This is a genomic window from Microvirga lupini (assembly GCF_014191055.1).
GTDB classification, from domain to species: Bacteria; Pseudomonadota; Alphaproteobacteria; order Rhizobiales; family Beijerinckiaceae; genus Microvirga; species Microvirga lupini_A.
In genome coordinates this window covers 483,156-499,852 of sequence record NZ_JACHWB010000001.1, presented here as the reverse complement: position 1 = coordinate 499,852, position 16,697 = coordinate 483,156, and the positions used below count along the sequence as shown (strand labels likewise).

General features: G+C 60.5%; 14 protein-coding genes. 4 read left to right on the top strand and 10 right to left on the bottom strand.

What is annotated here, in order from left to right; translation table 11 throughout:
* Nucleotides 1–2 precede the first annotated feature (2 nt).
* Nucleotides 3–1,220 (bottom strand): ABC transporter substrate-binding protein, encoded by a 1,218-nt coding sequence (locus tag FHR70_RS02320; protein WP_183446714.1) that lies wholly within the window; start codon nucleotides 1,218–1,220, stop codon nucleotides 3–5.
* Nucleotides 1,217–2,089, bottom strand: coding sequence for a GntR family transcriptional regulator (locus FHR70_RS02315; RefSeq protein ID WP_183446712.1), 873 nt, complete (start codon nucleotides 2,087–2,089; stop codon nucleotides 1,217–1,219). Before FHR70_RS02315 ends, FHR70_RS02320 begins: the two co-directional genes overlap by 4 nt.
* Before the next feature lie 152 nt (nucleotides 2,090–2,241).
* Between FHR70_RS02315 and leuC the strand changes: the two genes are divergently transcribed.
* A complete protein-coding gene (leuC, locus tag FHR70_RS02310) occupies nucleotides 2,242–3,660 on the top strand; it encodes a 3-isopropylmalate dehydratase large subunit (protein ID WP_183446710.1) in 1,419 nt (472 codons plus the stop codon).
* A complete protein-coding gene (leuD, locus tag FHR70_RS02305; RefSeq protein WP_183446708.1) occupies nucleotides 3,660–4,277 on the top strand; it encodes a 3-isopropylmalate dehydratase small subunit in 618 nt (205 codons plus the stop codon). Before leuC ends, leuD begins: the two co-directional genes overlap by 1 nt.
* 42 nt (nucleotides 4,278–4,319) lie before the next feature.
* Here leuD and mmsB read toward each other — a convergent pair whose 3' ends face one another.
* The 8 genes from mmsB to ytfQ form a co-directional block, all read right to left on the bottom strand.
* Nucleotides 4,320–5,465, bottom strand: a complete 1,146-nt coding sequence (gene mmsB, locus FHR70_RS02300) for a multiple monosaccharide ABC transporter permease (protein WP_425487844.1) — start codon at nucleotides 5,463–5,465, stop codon at nucleotides 4,320–4,322.
* 55 nt (nucleotides 5,466–5,520) lie between these two features.
* Nucleotides 5,521–7,053, bottom strand: coding sequence for a multiple monosaccharide ABC transporter ATP-binding protein (mmsA, locus tag FHR70_RS02295; RefSeq protein ID WP_343058705.1), 1,533 nt, complete (start codon nucleotides 7,051–7,053; stop codon nucleotides 5,521–5,523).
* Nucleotides 7,054–7,142: 89 nt separating this feature from the next.
* The gene (gene chvE / locus FHR70_RS02290; RefSeq protein WP_183446695.1) at nucleotides 7,143–8,207 is read right to left on the bottom strand and encodes a multiple monosaccharide ABC transporter substrate-binding protein; all 1,065 of its coding nucleotides are present in this window, start codon (nucleotides 8,205–8,207) and stop codon (nucleotides 7,143–7,145) included.
* Between the two features lie 249 nt (nucleotides 8,208–8,456).
* On the bottom strand, nucleotides 8,457–9,233 hold the full coding sequence (locus tag FHR70_RS02285) for a FadR/GntR family transcriptional regulator (RefSeq protein ID WP_183446693.1): 777 nt from the start codon (nucleotides 9,231–9,233) through the stop codon (nucleotides 8,457–8,459).
* A gap of 12 nt (nucleotides 9,234–9,245) precedes the next feature.
* Nucleotides 9,246–10,211, bottom strand: coding sequence for a galactofuranose ABC transporter, permease protein YjfF (yjfF, locus tag FHR70_RS02280; RefSeq protein ID WP_183446691.1), 966 nt, complete (start codon nucleotides 10,209–10,211; stop codon nucleotides 9,246–9,248).
* The gene (ytfT, locus tag FHR70_RS02275; protein WP_183446689.1) at nucleotides 10,208–11,212 is read right to left on the bottom strand and encodes a galactofuranose ABC transporter, ATP-binding protein YtfT; all 1,005 of its coding nucleotides are present in this window, start codon (nucleotides 11,210–11,212) and stop codon (nucleotides 10,208–10,210) included. Before ytfT ends, yjfF begins: the two co-directional genes overlap by 4 nt.
* Entirely contained in the window at nucleotides 11,209–12,720 is a 1,512-nt protein-coding gene (gene ytfR / locus FHR70_RS02270) for a galactofuranose ABC transporter, ATP-binding protein YtfR (protein ID WP_183446687.1), read from the bottom strand. The genes ytfT and ytfR overlap by 4 nt, the downstream gene beginning before the upstream one ends.
* Nucleotides 12,721–12,816: 96 nt before the next feature.
* Complete coding sequence (ytfQ, locus tag FHR70_RS02265) at nucleotides 12,817–13,779, bottom strand: galactofuranose ABC transporter, galactofuranose-binding protein YtfQ (protein WP_183446685.1); 963 nt, start codon at nucleotides 13,777–13,779, stop codon at nucleotides 12,817–12,819.
* 159 nt (nucleotides 13,780–13,938) lie between these two features.
* Here ytfQ and FHR70_RS02260 point away from each other — a divergent pair, with 159 nt between their 5' ends.
* Together FHR70_RS02260 and FHR70_RS02255 are read left to right on the top strand one after the other, a co-directional pair.
* Nucleotides 13,939–15,672: an IlvD/Edd family dehydratase gene (locus tag FHR70_RS02260; protein ID WP_183446683.1), complete on the top strand. Its 1,734-nt coding sequence runs from the start codon at nucleotides 13,939–13,941 to the stop codon at nucleotides 15,670–15,672.
* Nucleotides 15,673–15,689: 17 nt separating this feature from the next.
* Nucleotides 15,690–16,643, top strand: a complete 954-nt coding sequence (locus tag FHR70_RS02255; RefSeq protein ID WP_246407783.1) for a dihydrodipicolinate synthase family protein — start codon at nucleotides 15,690–15,692, stop codon at nucleotides 16,641–16,643.
* The last annotated feature ends 54 nt before the right edge of the window (nucleotides 16,644–16,697 follow it).

The following is a 16,697-nucleotide window of genomic DNA, read 5'->3' as shown; positions in this document are numbered from 1 at the left end:
GATCAGCCGGTCACCGGGAATTGCGGCTTCGCATCCGCGAAGGTGTCGGGGAAGATCACCTTGATGTCGTTGCCCTGAACCTGCGTGTTGACGGGCGCGGCGCCCATGTTCTGTCCATTGACGAACTTGGTCTCGCCATAGGGCATGATGTGATCCTTGAAGGTCGAGGTATTCAGTGCCTCGATGATCTTCGCGCGATCAGCCGAACCGGCACGATTAATGGCGTCAGCCAGTAGCTTCACGCAGGAATAGTTCAGCGGTACATTGTAGGCGAAGACCTTGCCCTGTGCCTCGACCTGCTTCTTGAGCTCCAAGGCCTTTGGATTGCGCGGATCGTACCAATGATTGCAATCCATGATACCGTTGGCGGCCTCCGGAAACTCCTTCACGAAACGGTAGTTCGAGGCTGCGCCATTGAGGACGGCATAGACGCCCTTGGGCCGAATGCGCTGCTGCTGCATCGTGCGGGCGAGCAGCACGAATTCACCGTAATAGCTCGACGGGATCACGAGATCCGGGTTGAGAGAGCGGATACGGAGGGCGACGTTCGACATATCGCGCGCGGGCGTGGGATGCGCGATGGTCTCAAGGATTTCGAAGCCGCGCTTCGGCAGTTCCGTCTGCATGAGCTTGGCCAGGCCCGAGCCGAACAGCCCATCCTCATGCACGAGCACGACCGTCTTGGCGGGCTTTCCAGCGCCATCGTTCAGCTTGACCAAGTTGTCGAGCGCAAATCCGGTCACGATGCCGAAACCCGGGGCGAAGCGGAAGGTATTCTTAAGGCCGCGCTGCACAATTGGGTCGCTGACACCGACATCGACGATGTAAGGCAGGTCATAGCGAGCCGCAGCCTGGGTGGCCGCAAGGCAAATGGGACTTGCGAACCCGCCGACGATGGCGGCAACGCCGTCGGCCTGCATCTTCTCGACCTCCTGGGTGCCTGCCTCCGGGTTCGAACGAGCATCGCCGAACACCATCTCGAGCTTGGCACCGCCAAGGCCCTTGAGACCGCCGGAATCGTTGATTTCCTTGATGGCCATTTCGGCGCCCATGCGGCCGAATTCACCGTCCTGGGCGAGCGCCCCGGTGACGGGCTGCAGGATACCGATCTTCACGGATTGCGATTGTGCGCGCAGGTAAGCCGGCATGGCCAGGACAGCCGCCGAAGCAGCACCTGCCCGCAGGATTGAGCGACGCGTTGGACGCATGATGTTCTTCATGTCGATGTTCTCCTCTGGGTGGACACCCGCACCGGGCGGGGCTTTGGCTTGAGGCTCTTCGGCCCCTTGGCTTTGTACTTTTGCAGCTCAGGTCTTGCGGTGGTTGGCTTAACCACCGGATTCCATCGGCGGGCACCGACGGCGCCGGTCCGCACAAGATCCATGTGGAATGAATAGCGATCCGGCCTATACAGGGCATGGAGATGCTCGACTCCCTGGCCCGACGGATCCCACACGACACGTGTGAGCGAAAGAAGAGGAGAGCCGATCTCCAGCCCCAGAGCGTCCGCCACATCTGGTCCAGCCAAGGTAGCGCCGATGCTCTGACTTGCCTCATCGACCACGATTCCCGACCGCTCCAGCAGTCCGAGGAGCGGCATTGATGCCAGATCGGCCTCGGAGTAGGTGACGCCGATACGCTCCGGCACATGAGTCACGAGATAGGAGAAAGGCGCGCCGTCGATGAGACGCACGCGTATCGAGCGCTGCGCCCGCTCCCCCGGTTCAAGCCCGAGCGCTCCGGCAACGCTTTCAGACGGATTCACATAGGCAAACGACAGAAGTCGCACGCTAGTCCTACGCCCCATCTCGACCAGATGGGACAGCACATTCGAGAGATCCGCCACAATTGGCTGCACCGAATTCCCCTCGCGGACAAAGGTTCCCGAACCGGGGCGCCGATCAATGAGACCATCGATCGCCAGGGTATCGAGCGCACGCCGCACCGTTACGCGCGACACTCCGTACTCGGCCGCGATCGACAGCTCCCCCGGCAGGCGTGAGCCGGGCTCTAACGCACCGTTCAGAATGCGCTCACGCAGAAGGAGATAGATGCGCCGCGCTTTAAGAGGTTCGACTGCGTCCACCAAGGCCGCCCGCTCCAAACTGAAACAGTGTTGACTGATGTAGAGGACAGATACCTGTCTACCTTATAATACATTTCACTTGCGTCAAGCCGCCTCTTTGGAAATACTGGCAGCGGCTCCGACATGAGCCATGAGAGCGCATTCGGGAGAGCGATATGGCGCAGAGCCCCTCCGGCCCGCGGACCCTGATCGATAAGCTTTGGGATAGCCACGCGATTGTGACGCGGGAAGACGGCCAGACTTTGCTCTGGGTCGACCGACACTTCGTGCACGAAGGCTCGTTCCATGCCTTCAACAAGCTGAAGGAGCGCAGTGCTAAAGTCGCACACCCGGAGCTCACCTTCGGGATCGCTGACCACTATGTGCCGACACGCCGATCTGGGCGCAATGTGGACCCGGCCATCCAGAACATGATCGATCAGCTGGAACAGAACACGTCGGAGAACGATGTGATGCTGTTCGGCCTCAACGACCCACGCCAGGGAATTGTTCACGTGGTCGGCCCCGAACAGGGTTTGACGCTTCCGGGCCTTCTCATCGTCTGTGGCGACAGCCACACCTCCACGCATGGCGCCTTTGGAGCATGGGGCTTTGGCATCGGCGCATCCGAGGTTGCGCACGTGCTGATGACGCAGACGCTTTGGCAGCGAAAGCCCAAGCGGATGCGCATCACAGTCGATGGAACGTTGACGCCGGGAGTCGGCGCCACGGATATAGCGCTCTCCATCATAGCGCGCATCGGTGCCGACGGTGCGCAGGGGCATGCAGTCGAGTATGTGGGTTCTGCCATCCGTGCTCTTTCGATGGAGGGGCGGCTCACCCTGTGCAACCTCTCCATCGAAGCCGGCGCGCGTTGCGGCATGGTCGCCCCCGACGAGACGACGATTGCGTACCTGCGCAACCGCCCCTTTGCACCCACAGGCGACGGCTTCAAGCGTGCGGCGGAGGACTGGCTGAGTTTACAGACCGATAAAGACGCGCAGTTCGACCGTGAGATCGTTCTCGCCGGATCCGAAATCGTCCCTGTTGTGACCTGGGGTGTCAGCCCCGAGGATGCGCTGCCGATCACGATGGCGGTGCCGGATCCCGATTCAATCCCGGATTCAGGCAAGGCAGCGCAGATCCGTGACGCACTGACCTATATGGATCTCAAGCCGGGACAGAAGCTGACCGAAGTTCACATCGACCGCGTCTTCATCGGCTCGTGCACCAACAGTCGCATCGAGGATCTCCGTGCGGCCGCCAAGGTGCTAGCCGGTCGCAAAGCCAAGGTACCCGGCCTCGTCTCGCCCGGATCATCCCTGGTGAAGCAACAGGCGGAAGCGGAGGGGCTCGATCAGATCTTCAAGGAAGCCGGCCTCGAATGGGTCGATTCAGGCTGCTCCATGTGCGTAGGCATGAATGGCGACATCGTGCAGCCGGGGGAGCGTTGCGCTTCAACCACCAACCGCAACTTCAAGGGGCGCCAGGGACCAGGTGCGCGGACCCACCTCATGTCGCCTGCCATGGTTGCCGCCGCTGCCGTGACCGGACACCTCGCCGACGTCCGCCCGCTGATCGAGGAGCGCACCTGATGCAGCCTTTTCATCGCCTGACGGCCCCCGCCTGCCCCCTGCCCTATGCCAATATCGACACGGACCAACTCATCCCAGCCCGATTCATGAAGCGCTCAAGGGCTGAAGGCTATGGCGGGTACCTGCTTCACGACATGCGCTTCTCGGAGGACGGCACGGACATTGCCGATTTCCCCCTCAACAAGCCGATCTATCGCAATTCTCAGATCATCGTGGCGAGGCGCAACTTCGGGGCAGGCTCATCGCGTGAGGCCGCTGTATACGCGCTCGCGGACTATGGAATCCGTTGCGTGATCGCCCCGAGCTTCGGTGACATCTTCGCGTCCAATGCCGTCAATAACGGACTTCTTCCCGCAAGGGTGGATGAACGAGACGCTGAGGCACTGATCAAACTTCTTGAGACCCATACGGAACTGACCATCGATCTTGAGGAGCAGACGATCTCTGCGAAAGCGATGTCGGCCCCATTCGCCATTGATCCCGTTTGGCGTACGAAGCTCCTGAACGGCTGGGACGACATTGACATCACGCTCAGTCAGGCCGATGCGATCGAGCAATTCAGAGAGCAGGACTCGTTACGACGCCCATGGGCGACACCGAGGGTGCTGGCCAGATGACCAAATAATTCCTGCTTTGATCCGCCTTGGTACTCCTCAGGCTCACTTCTTTCTGTTGTAAACGTCGAGAGAAACAGCCGCGAGCAGCACGATACCTTTGATAACCTGCTGGTAGTCGATACCGATTCCGAGGATCGACATGCCGTTGTTCATAACGCCCATGACAAAAGCACCGATGACGGCACCGGTCACCTTGCCGACGCCGCCGGTGGCCGAGGCGCCGCCGATGAACACAGCCGCGATCACATCGAGCTCGAAGCCCAGGCCAGCCTTTGGAGTGGCCGTGTTGAGACGGGCCGCGAAAATGAGCCCGGCGAGGCCTGCCAGCACGCCCATGTTGACGAAGGTGAGAAAGGTCAGGCGCTCAGTCTTGATGCCTGACAGCTTCGCCGCCTTCTCGTTGCCACCCAGGGCGTAAATCCGCCGACCGATCGTGGTACGGTTGGTCACAAAGGCATAAAGCGCAATCAACACTGCCATGATGACAAGGACATTCGGCAGGCCGCGGTACGTTGCCATCAGGTAGCAGAACGCGATCACCAGCACGGCAAGCAGGCCGTTCTTAAACAGGAAGAGGCCGAAGGGCGCAGTCTCGACGGCGTGCTTGAGCTGGTTAGCACGGCTGCGGAAGCTGAAGTAGATGATGGCGGCGACGCTGGCAGCGCCTAGGAATAGAGCCGTATAGTTGAATCCCTGTCCGCCGAAAACGTCGGGGATGAAGCCTGAGCTCAGGCGCTGGAACACCACCGGAAAGGGACCGACCGACATGCCGCCGAGGAGCGCCAGGGTCAGACCCTTGAAGACGAGCATGCCGGCAAGCGTCACGATGAAGGATGGAACCTTGAAATAAGCCACCCAGTAACCCTGGGCGGCACCGATGAGGCCGCCCACGATCAGACAGGCAATGGTGGTTGTCACCGGATCGAAGCCCCATCTGACCATCATCATGGCGGCCAAGCCGCCGACGAAGCCAACGATGGAACCGACCGAGAGGTCGATGTGCCCGGCCACAATGACGAGCAGCATGCCAAGCGCCATGATGACGATGTAGCTGTTCTGCAGCACAAGGTTGGTGAGGTTGAGAGGCCGCAGCAGGGTACCGTTGGTGACCACCTGGAAGAACAGCATGATGGCCAGGAGCGACAGAAGCATGCCGTAGTCGCGGAAATGGGTCTTGATGAACTCCATCCACGATGTCTTTTGCTGGGAAAGCGGAAGCTCGTCAGCGGTTCTCGTGTCCATCTCAGCGCCTCCCGGACTTCACGATAGCATGCATGATCTTTTCCTGGGATGCCTCGGCAACGCCAAGCTCGGCAATGAGAGCACCTTCGTTCATCACATAGATCCGGTCGCACATGCCGAGCAGTTCCGGCATCTCGGACGATATCATGAGGACACCCTTGCCGGCATCGGCCAGCCTGTTGATGATTGTATAGATCTCGTACTTAGCGCCCACGTCGATGCCCCGGGTTGGCTCGTCCAGGATAAGAATTTCCGGGTCGGAGAAGAGCCATTTGCTCAACACGACCTTCTGCTGGTTGCCGCCCGACAGATTAACAGTCTCCTGAAAGACGCTGGGGCTGCGAATGCGCATCTTGGCGCGATAGTCGTTGGCAACCGACAGTTCCCGCATGTCGTCAATGACGAGACGCTTGGAGACACCGTCGAGGTTGGCAAGAGTTACATTTTTGCGGATATCCTCGGCAAGGACCAGACCATAGGTCTTCCGGTCCTCCGTGGCATAGGCGATTCCGTTCGACACCGCCTTCTCCACCGTGCTCACATCGATCTCCCGGCCGTGAAGCAACACGCGGCCGGAGATGTTCTGACCGTAGCTGCGTCCGAACAGGCTCATGGCGAACTCGGTGCGCCCAGCCCCCATCAGGCCGGCAATGCCGACGATCTCGCCGCGCCGGATGTTCAGGTTGACGTTCTTGACCACCTGCACATGGGCGTGGATCGGGTGGTACGCGGACCAGTTCTCGACCTGAAAAATTGTCTCCCCGATCTTCGGGTTTCGCTGAGGGTAGCGGTCCTCCATGGTGCGTCCCACCATGCCGCGGATGATGCGGTCTTCGCCGACAGGCTCCGCCCGGCAATCCAGCGTCTCGACGGTGCCGCCATCCCGGAGGACGGTAATGGAATCGGCAACCTTCGAGATCTCGTTGAGCTTATGCGAGATCAGGATTGAGGAGATGCCTTGAGCTTTGAACTGGAGCAGAAGGTTCAGCAGCGCATCGCTGTCTTTCTCATTCAGGCTGGCGGTGGGCTCATCGAGGATCAGAAGCTTGACCTTTTTGGAGAGCGCTTTTGCAATCTCCACAAGCTGTTGCTTTCCGACACCAAGGTTGGTCACAAGAGTTTCTGGAGACTCGTTGAGACCAACGACCTTGAGAAGTTCCTTTGTCCGCGCGAAGGCGGCTGACCAATCGATGACGCCGTACTTCGCCTGTTCGTTGCCGAGAAAGATATTTTCCGCAATCGACAGGAGCGGCACCAGCGCCAGCTCCTGATGAATGATGATGATGCCGAGCGCCTCGCTGTCGGCAATGCCTCTGAAGCGGCGCTCCTCGCCCTCGTAAATAATTGAACCGGAATAGGAACCGTGCGGATAGACGCCGCTCAGGACCTTCATGAGCGTGGACTTGCCTGCGCCGTTCTCGCCCACCAGCGCATGGATCTCACCAGCCTGAACGGTGATGTTGACATCATCGAGTGCTTTCACGCCCGGAAATGTCTTGGTGATCCCCCGCATCTCAAGGATTGCGTTCATCACATAACCTCAAGCCGCACGAAGGCGGCAAGCGCTTCATAAATTACTAAGGATCCCGCACGGTTGCGCGGGATCCAGTTGCATCAAGCCGATTACTTGAACTGGTCTTCCTTGTAGTAGCCGCTGCCGACTAGAACTTCCTTCCAGTTCGACGCATCGACGCTGACCGGCTTCAGAAGATAGGACGGCACAGTCTTGACGCCGTTCTCATAGGTCTTCGTGTCATTCACCTCGGGCTGCTTGCCCGAAAGCACAGCGTCAACCATGTTAGCTGCGACCTTGGCAAGTTCGCGGGTATCCTTGAATACCGTCTGGGTCTGCTCCTTGGCCAAAATCGACTTCACGGACGGCACCTCCGCGTCTTGGCCGGTGATGACCGGCATCGGCTGCTGAGCCGTGCCATAGCCCACGCCTTTGAGAGAGGAGATGATGCCGATGCTCAGGCCGTCATAAGGCGAGAGAACAGCATCGACGCGCTTGTCGGTGTAGAAGGCACTGAGCAGGTTATCCATGCGCGCCTGGGCTACAGCACCGTCCCAGCGCAAGGTCGAGACTTTGTCCATGCCTGTCTGGCCACTCTGAACCTTAAGCTTGCCGCTCTTGATGTAAGGGTCGAGAACCGACATGGCTCCGTTGTAGAAGAAATAGGCGTTATTGTCGTCAGGCGAACCACCGAACAGCTCAACGTTGAATGGTCCCTTGCCTTCCTTCAGACCAAGCGCCTTTTCGATGTAGCCACCTTGAAGTACACCGACCTGGAAGTTGTCGAACGTGGCATAGTAGTCGACGTTCTTCGAATTGCGGATAAGGCGGTCATAGGCGATAACCTTGATGCCCTTGTCCGCAGCCTGTTGCAGAGCATCCGAGAGAGTCGTTCCGTCGATGGCCGCGATCACCAGCACCTTGGAGCCCTTGGTGATCATGTTCTCGATCTGGGAGAGCTGGTTCGGGATATCGTCTTCCGCATACTGCAGATCGACATTGTAGCCCTTCTCTTTCAGCACCTTGACCATGTTGTTGCCGTCGTCGATCCAACGTGCGGACGACTTCGTGGGCATGGCCACGCCGACGGTACCCTTATCCTGCGCCTGTGCGGCATGAAGCAGACCAAAGGCTCCAAGAGCCACAGCCGCCAATGTGGTCGTCAATGTCTTCAAGGTCGTTCTCCCTCTTGTCCATGCCCAGGCCTTCGTTGGTGATGCCCGGCACATATCGGCACCCTTCACTCAAGGACTCTTTGTCAGCTCCAGCTTCGGCCCGCGCCGCAAGCAGTTCTCTGATCTTTCTGGTAGGTCGCCTATTGGAGCAGCCTACTTCTCTGTTGCTTACGAAAATTTAGGTCTGTCTCAAGAATAATAAATCGTACTATACTACTATTTCGTGCAGCAAGCCCGCTCCTGCTTGACTTATTCCGCTTCTGAAAAGGCGTGGATCTGGATCTTGGCGAGCGAGCTCTCGGCGTGCTTGATCTGAACCCTCTCCGCCGCCTGCAGGATAAGCGTGGCCATGGCTTCGCTCGCGGCAGATGGATTTCGCTGCTCAATCGCGTCGAACACGGATTGGTGCTGACGCATCACCTCCTTGAATCGATCGTCGCTCGATACCGGAGAGCTGATGGTGAACGATGTCGCCAGCGCTGCTCCGATGACGGAGCCGATCGACTGCAGGAAGGGATTACCGGAAGCCTCCAGAATGGCCTGATGAAAGGCGAGATCAGCCTTTGTAAATCCCTGCCGGTTGCTCTCGCAGCCATACATGCCCTGAAGGGCCTTGTGCATGGCCTTGAGCTGCTCAGGTGTCCGGCGCAGAGCCGCCGTCGCGCAGGCGAGCGGCTCGAGCATCTGCCGGATCTCGAACAGCCATCCGAGGAAGCGGGCATCGACGCCCATTTCAAGATGCCATTCGAGGATGTCGGAATCGAACATGTTCCAGTTGTTGCGATCCAGAACCTTGGTGCCGACCTTCGTTTTGGACTCGATCAATCCCTTCGCGGCCAAGGTCTTCAAGGCCTCCCGGAGCGCCGTACGCGAGACCCCAAAAAGCTCCATAAGCTCCACGTCGCCCGGCAAGATGCTGCCGATAGGGAAGCGCCCTTGCATGATGTTCTGGCCAATCCCATGGGCGACGAGATCATGGGCCGATCGCGTTCGTGAGGACCTCTGGAAACTGTTCGCCAACGTCATGGTTCTGTTCTCTCACTTTGCCTGGGATCGAACAGAGGCCGCCGACAATCCCCGTTGCAAGACAATGAATGCGAACAGGAGAGCACCGATGGCAATTTTCGTCCACCAGGAACTCAGGGTTCCCTCGAAAGTAATGTACGTCTGGATCAATCCCTGGATCAGCACGCCGACAAGCGTGCCGATGATTGTTCCGTAGCCACCTGTCAGCAGCGTGCCGCCGATCACCACTGCCGCAATGGTGTCGAGTTCCACCCCGGTCGCCGCCAGGGAGTAGCCGGCGGATGTGTAGAAGGAAAAGACAATTCCCGCCAGGGCAGCAAGGAGGCTCGACAGCATATAGATCCGGATCGTCGTCTTCCCGACCGGCACCCCCATCAGCTCGGCCGAGGTTCTGTTGCCGCCCAGAGCATAAACATTGGCACCGAACCGTGTGAAATGAGCCAGGACGATTCCGGCCGCGAAGGTCAGAAGCATGACGATGGCAATGAAGGTCAGCCTGCCCCCGCCCGGGAGGGCGAAAGCAATGTCGGTGATCTGGCCGTAGGCCGGAGCATTGATCGGGATCGAGTCCGTGGTGAGCACGAAGCAGAGGCCGCGGGCCAGGAACATGCCCGCCAATGTCACGATGAAGGCCGGGATCTGGAAGGCATGGATCAGGAAACCCATACCGGCTCCGAACAGGGCCGCCAAACCGAGGATCAGGACGAAGGCTAGGTACGGATTGAGGCCGTATCTCTCGATAGTCACCGCCAGGAACACACCCGTGAACGCGATCACTGAACCAACCGACAGATCGATGCCGCCGGACAGGATCACGAAGGTCATCCCGACCGCGACAATCCCCAGAAACGCGTTGTCCGTCAGGAGATTGCCGATGACCCGTGTGGACGCAAAGCTCGGGAACTGGGCGAGGCAGATCAGATAGCCGACGATAAAGACGGCCAGCGTGATGAGAACCGGAAGGTGCCGACGGATCATGCCTTTGCCCTCCAGATCGCGCGAACAGCCGACAGGACGGGGGACTGGGCCAGGAGCACAGCGAGCACGACGACCGCCTTCACGATGAGGTTGTATTCGGGCGGGTAGCCGCTCAACAGGATGCCGGTGTTCATAGCTTGGATGATAAGCGCGCCGACGATTGAGAGACCGAGGCTGAAACGCCCGCCGAACAGGGATGTGCCGCCGATCACCACGGCCAGAATGGCGTCGAGTTCGAGCCAAAGTCCGGCATTGTTAGCATCCGCTCCACGGATGTCGGCCGTGACGATGAGGCCTGCGATGGCTGCACAGAGGCTGCACCACATGTAGACTGCAATGGTGACAGCCTTGGTGCCGATCCCCGCATAGGCACTGGATCGAATATTGGCCCCGATAGCCTCGATGAAGAGCCCGAGCGCCGTATACCGGACCACAAGATGAGTGATGAGGAGCATCACGATGGCGATCACCACCGGCATCGGCAACATCAGGAAGGATCCTCCACCGATCACGGCAAAAGCTTCGCTCACGAAGGTAATGATCTGCCCTTCCGTGATCAGTTGCGCAAAGCCCCGCCCGGCCACCATCAGGATCAGGGTCGCCACGAAGGGCTGGATTTCGAGCACGGCGACGAGGATGCCATTCCACAGGCCACAAAGGAGCCCGACACCGGCGGCCGCCGCGAATGCGGCAGGAAGCGGATAGCCCTGCGCTGTCAGAGTCGCGGCCACCGCGCCTGCAATTGCCATGACGGCCCCGACGGAGAGATCAATGCCGCGGGTGGCAATAACGAGCGTCATGCCCAGGGCGAGAATAGCGACGGGCGCGCCCCTGTTCAGCACGTCGATGAGACTGCCGAACAGGCGCCCGTCCTGCAGGCGCAAAGCGAAGAAGTCGCGGAAGACGAGCCAATTGACAATAAGGACGATCAGGAGCGCCGCAACCTGTGGCAGCCCCTTAGGTAAGCTACGTGGAGCAATGGCCTGGATCATGCCGCTCATGAGTGGCTCGCGATGGTTGTCATGATGGTATCGGCACTCACCTCGTCCCCGGAAAGCTCGCGCACATGCCGGCGATCCCGCAGCACAACCACGCGGTCGCTGTAGGAGGCAATTTCTTCGAGTTCCGAAGAGATCACAAGAAGCGCAAGCCCTTCCTCGCATAGCCGTTCGATCAGGCGAATGATCTCGGCGTGGGCACCGACGTCGATTCCGCGGGTTGGCTCGTCAAGGATGAGGAAACGGGGTTCGGTGGCAAGCCAGCGGGCCAACAGTGCCTTCTGCTGGTTGCCGCCGGAAAGAAGACCTATGGGTTTCTCCGCATCCGGCGTGCGGATGTCGAGAAGCTTGATGAAGCGGCTTGCGATCTCATCCTGCTTTGCGCGCGGGATCTTGTGCAGCCAGCCCCGCTGCGCCTGGAGTGCCAGAATGATGTTCTCGCGGATGGACAGTTCCGCGACGATGCCTTCGGTTTTGCGATCCTCGGGTGTGAAGCCGAAGCGCAGGTGGGCCGCGTCGCGCGGGGTCGCGATGCGAACAGGCTTCCCGTCGACAAAAGCCTGTCCGCTGTCAGCTCGTTCAATGCCGAAAACCAGCTTGGCGGTCTCCGTGCGCCCGGAGCCGAGAAGACCAGCTAGGCCCACCACCTCGCCGGGTCGCAGAGCCAGATCGAACGGCTCGATCAGGCGGCTCTTGCCGTAATCCTTAAAAGCGACGAGCGGCTCCCCTGACACGGGGGGGCGCTGATTGCGGTGCAGCGCCTCTGCGGCGAGTTCGCGTCCCAGCATCATGGACACAAGCTCGATCCGCGGCAGTTCGGCGATAGGACGTGACCCGACAAGCCGCCCGTTGCGCAGCACGGTGATGCGGTCGCAGACAGCGTAGACCTGATCGAGGAAATGCGTGACGAACACGATGCCGATGCCGCGGCTCTTCAGGCGCCTCAAGATCCCGAAGAGCGTCTCGACCTCCTGAGCATCGAGGCTTGCCGTCGGCTCATCCAGGATCAGCACCTTGGCGGAGAGGTCAACGGCGCGGGCAATCGCGACAATCTGCTGGACGGCAACCGAATAGCTGCTCAGAGGATTGGCGACGTTGATGTCGAGGCCATAGCCTGCCAGCAGCTCCGACGCGCGGCGCCTCATCTCGCCGGTACGCACGAGGCCGAAGTGGTGCGGTTGGCGACCAATGAAGAGGTTTTCCGCCACAGAGAGATTCGGCAGGAGGTTGACCTCCTGATAGACGGTGCCGATTCCCAAAGAGAGCGCATCCGCAGGATCTCGCGCAGCGATCTCCTGCCCCTCGAGGTTGATGGTGCCGGCATCGCGCCTGAACACGCCTGTCAGCACCTTGATCAAGGTCGACTTTCCAGCGCCGTTCTCGCCCAGGAGACCATGGATCTCTCCCGCATGCAGGGTGAAATCCACATGATCGAGTGCCTGCACTCCCGGAAAGCCCTTTGTGAGGCCTCTTATCTCAAGGAGTTGAGGCTGCTCTGTCATCGGCTGCATTACACCCTCGCCCGCCCAACGCAAATCCGCCGAAGACCGGCGGGGTCAAACAGGCAGCAGGCGAAACCCGCCCGCTGCCATTTGTGCTTGATGGTCTCAGTAGAGATCCTTGCGCCTGTCGTATTCAGCCTTTGCCGTCTCGGGTGTATAGACCTTGGACTCCGTCTGGATCCACTTCTTGGGCACCGTACCGTCTTTCTTGAAAGCCATGAGCGCATCGAGAGCCGGCCCCGCCATGTTCGGCGTCAACTCGACCGTCACGTTGGCCTCGCCGTCGGCCATGGCCTTGAATATATCCGGAACGGCATCGATGGAGACGACCTTGATGTCCTTTCCGGGCTTCAGGCCCGCTTCCTTGATGGCCTGGATAGCGCCGATCGCCATGTCATCATTGTGAGCATAGACGGCGCAGATGTTCTTGCCGCCGCCTTCGGCCTTGATGAAGCTTTCCATGACTTCCTTGCCCTTGGTGCGGGTGAAGTCGCCGGACTGAGTGCGGATGATCTTCATGCCGGGATTGGCGGCCATGACCTGATCAAATCCCTTCTTGCGGTTGATCGCCGGGCTCGATCCGACCGTGCCCTGAAGTTCCACCACATTGCACTTGCCGCCGGTCTCCTTCGCCAGCCATTCGCCGGCGACCTTTCCTTCGTAGACGGTGTCGGAGGTCACCGCGGTGAGGTAGAGCGACTCGTCCTTGGTGTCGATGGAGCGGTCGAGCAGAACCACGGGGATCTTGGCATCCTTGGCCTCTTTGAGAACCGCATCCCAGCCCGTAGACACGACCGGTGCGATGAAGATCCCGTCGACACCCTGTGCGATGAAGGACCGGACGGCGCGGATCTGGTTCTCCTGCTTCTGCTGTGCATCGGAGATCTTCAGGTCGACGCCCCGCTTGTCGGCCTCGATCTTCGAGACCTTGGTCTCGGCAGCGCGCCAGCCGGACTCCGATCCAACCTGCGAGAACCCGATGGTCATTTTGGATTGGGCGTAAGCGGCGCCTGAGGACAGCATCAGTGCAGCCATGCCGATTGTCGTCAGAAGATGACGGGCCTTCATGCGTTTTCTCCCTCAATTTGTCGTTGCTCTTCGACTTTAGCAGCCTTAACAGTTGCCTATTAGTAGTATTATATGAATTGAAGAGAGCGCCTATACGACCAAAGTCGTGGGGTCACAGCCCTGTCCAGGTGGCGCGATAAGAGATTGAAGGCGAGCACGATGAGCGAAGAAAAGAAGCGCCAGCTCCGGAGTCAGGCCTGGTTTGGACGCCAGGACAAGATGGGGTTCTATTACCGCTCCTTCCTCAAGAACAGCGGCTTTCCCCAGGACCAGTTCGATGGCCGCCCCGTGATCGGGATCTGCAACACTTGGTCCGAGCTTACCCCCTGCAACGCCCATTTCCGGACTATCGCAGAACACGTGAAGTACGGCGTGCTTGATGCCGGCGGCTTTCCGCTGGAGTTTCCCGTCTCCTCGCTCGGCGAGGTGACCATGCGCCCCACCGCCATGCTGTTTCGCAATCTCGCCGCCATGGACGTGGAGGAGGCGATCCGCGCCCATCCCCTCGACGGCGTCGTCCTGCTCATGGGCTGCGACAAGACCACTCCGGCGCTGCTCATGGGCGCGGCTTCCGCGGACCTACCCACCGTCGGTGTCTCTGGCGGGCCACAGCTGCGCGGCGTCTATCGCGGCAAGTATATCGGATCCGGCACCAACATCATTTCCATGAGCGAGCAGCTGCGCGCCGGGGAGGTGACGCTCCAGGAGTTCCATGAGGCGGAAGGCGGCATGAACCGCTCGGCCGGTCACTGCATGACTATGGGCACCGGCTCCACCATGGCGTCCATGGTGGAAGCGCTCGGCGTCGGGCTGCCGGAGAACGCCGCCATCCCGGCCAGCGATGCCCGTCGCAATCAGCTTGCCCGCATCGCCGGGCGCCGCATCGTCGAGATGGTGCACGAGGATCTGGTGCTCTCGAAGATCTTGACCCGTCAAGCCTTCGAGAATGCCATCCGCACGCTCGCTGCCATCGGCGGCTCGACCAACGCCGTGGTGCATCTGCTGGCGATTGCGGGCCGCTGTGGCGTTGACCTCACCCTCGACGACTTCGACCGGCTTGGGCGCGACATTCACTGCCTTGTCGACCTGATGCCTTCCGGCCGTTTCCTGATGGAGGACTTCTACTATGCCGGAGGCCTGCCGGTCGTGCTGCGCACACTGGGCGAGCGCGGCCTGCTGCACAAGGATGCGCCCACCATCAACGGCAAGTCGATCTGGGACAACGTCAAGGATGCGCCGTGCTGGAACCGCGAGGTGATCACCTCCTTCGAGGAACCGTTCAAGCCGGAGGCTGGCATCGCGATCCTCAAGGGCAACCTCGCGCCTAACGGCGCCGTCATCAAGCCCTCGGCCGCCTCGCCCGAGCTGATGCAGCACACGGGCCGTGCGGTGGTGTTCGAGACCATCGAGGACCTGCACCACCGTATCGACGATGAGGATCTCGACATCGACGAGACCTGCATCATGGTGCTCAAGAATTGCGGCCCGAAGGGATACCCAGGCATGGCCGAGGTCGGCAACATGCCCCTGCCGCAGAAGCTGCTCAAGAGAGGGGTTCGCGACATGATCCGCATCTCGGATGCGCGCATGTCGGGCACCGCCTACGGCACCGTGGTGCTGCACGTGGCGCCGGAGGCCGCCGCCGGCGGACCGCTGGCGCTGGTTCAGAACGGCGACCTCATCACCCTTGATGTGCCGGCCCGCAGCCTGCATCTTCATGTGGAAGCGCTGGAGATGGAGCGACGGCGTGCGGCATGGGTGGCGCCGGAGCCGCATGCGACCCGCGGCTGGGCCAAACTTTATGTCGATCACGTCCTACAAGCCGACAAAGGCGTCGACCTGGACTTCCTGGTGGGTCGCACCGGCTCGCCTGTTCCGCGCGACAACCACTAGAAGACGATTCAGCCATCATGAAGGAAGAGATCATGCCCGCAGCCGGCAGCAGTTCCACCCGCCCCTATCGTGGTGTTTTTCCGGTAGCGCCTACCATTTTCGATGACAGCGGCCAGCTCGACTTGGAAGGCCAGAAGCGCGCCGTCGATTTCATGATCGACGCGGGCTCGGATGGCCTCTGCATCCTGGCGAACTTCTCCGAGCAGTTCCTGCTGCGCGACGAGGAGCGCGAAGCCGTGATGACGACTGTGCTCGAGCATGTGGCGGGCCGCGTCCCGGTCATCGTCACCACCAGCCACTTCTCGACTGAGATCTGCGCCGAGCGCAGCCGGCGCGCGCAGGATGCCGGCGCCGCCATGGTCATGATCATGCCGCCCTTCTTCGGCGCGACCCTGCGGGTGTCGGAACCCGGCATCTACGAGTTCTTCCGCCGGGTCTCGGATGCGATCAGCATCCCGATCATGATCCAGGACGCGCCGATGGCCGGCACGTCCCTGTCGGCGCCCTTTCTGGCGCGCATGGCGCAGGAGATCGCCAATGTGTCCTACTTCAAGATCGAGGTGGCCGGCACAGCGGGCAAGCTCCGCGACCTCATCGCGCTCGGGGGCGACGCTATCGAGGGACCGTGGGACGGCGAAGAGGCCATCACGCTGATGGCCGACCTCGATGCCGGCGCCACAGGCGCTATGACGGGCGGCGCTTACCCGGACGGCATCCGCCAGATCATCGATCCCTACTTCGCTGGTGACCGTGAGACCGCCGCCGTAGCTTATGAGCGCTGGCTGCCGCTGATCAATTACGAGAACCGGCAGTGCGGGCTCTCGGCCGCCAAGGTGTTGATGAAGGAAGGCGGCGTGATCCGCTCGGAAGCGGTCCGCCACCCGCTGCAGCCGCTGCATCCCGAGACCAGAAAAGGTCTCATCGAGATTGCCCGCCGCCTCGATCCAATCGTCCTTCGCTGGGGGCAGTAAAGGCTGATAACAGCCTGGCCTCCGCATGAGCGGGGGCCTAGATCTCATCGAGGA

Coding starts and splice junctions, on each gene's coding strand:
- ytfT (WP_183446689.1), bottom strand. CDS start 11,212: ATGAGCGGCATGATCCAGGCCATTGCTCCACGTAGCTTACCTAAGGGG.
- FHR70_RS02260 (WP_183446683.1), top strand. CDS start 13,939: ATGAGCGAAGAAAAGAAGCGCCAGCTCCGGAGTCAGGCCTGGTTTGGA.
- FHR70_RS02255 (WP_246407783.1), top strand. CDS start 15,690: ATGAAGGAAGAGATCATGCCCGCAGCCGGCAGCAGTTCCACCCGCCCC.
- ytfQ (WP_183446685.1), bottom strand. CDS start 13,779: ATGAAGGCCCGTCATCTTCTGACGACAATCGGCATGGCTGCACTGATG.
- mmsB (WP_425487844.1), bottom strand. CDS start 5,465: ATGGAGTTCATCAAGACCCATTTCCGCGACTACGGCATGCTTCTGTCG.
- FHR70_RS02285 (WP_183446693.1), bottom strand. CDS start 9,233: ATGACGTTGGCGAACAGTTTCCAGAGGTCCTCACGAACGCGATCGGCC.
- ytfR (WP_183446687.1), bottom strand. CDS start 12,720: ATGCAGCCGATGACAGAGCAGCCTCAACTCCTTGAGATAAGAGGCCTC.
- leuD (WP_183446708.1), top strand. CDS start 3,660: ATGCAGCCTTTTCATCGCCTGACGGCCCCCGCCTGCCCCCTGCCCTAT.
- FHR70_RS02320 (WP_183446714.1), bottom strand. CDS start 1,220: ATGAAGAACATCATGCGTCCAACGCGTCGCTCAATCCTGCGGGCAGGT.
- leuC (WP_183446710.1), top strand. CDS start 2,242: ATGGCGCAGAGCCCCTCCGGCCCGCGGACCCTGATCGATAAGCTTTGG.
- yjfF (WP_183446691.1), bottom strand. CDS start 10,211: ATGATCCGTCGGCACCTTCCGGTTCTCATCACGCTGGCCGTCTTTATC.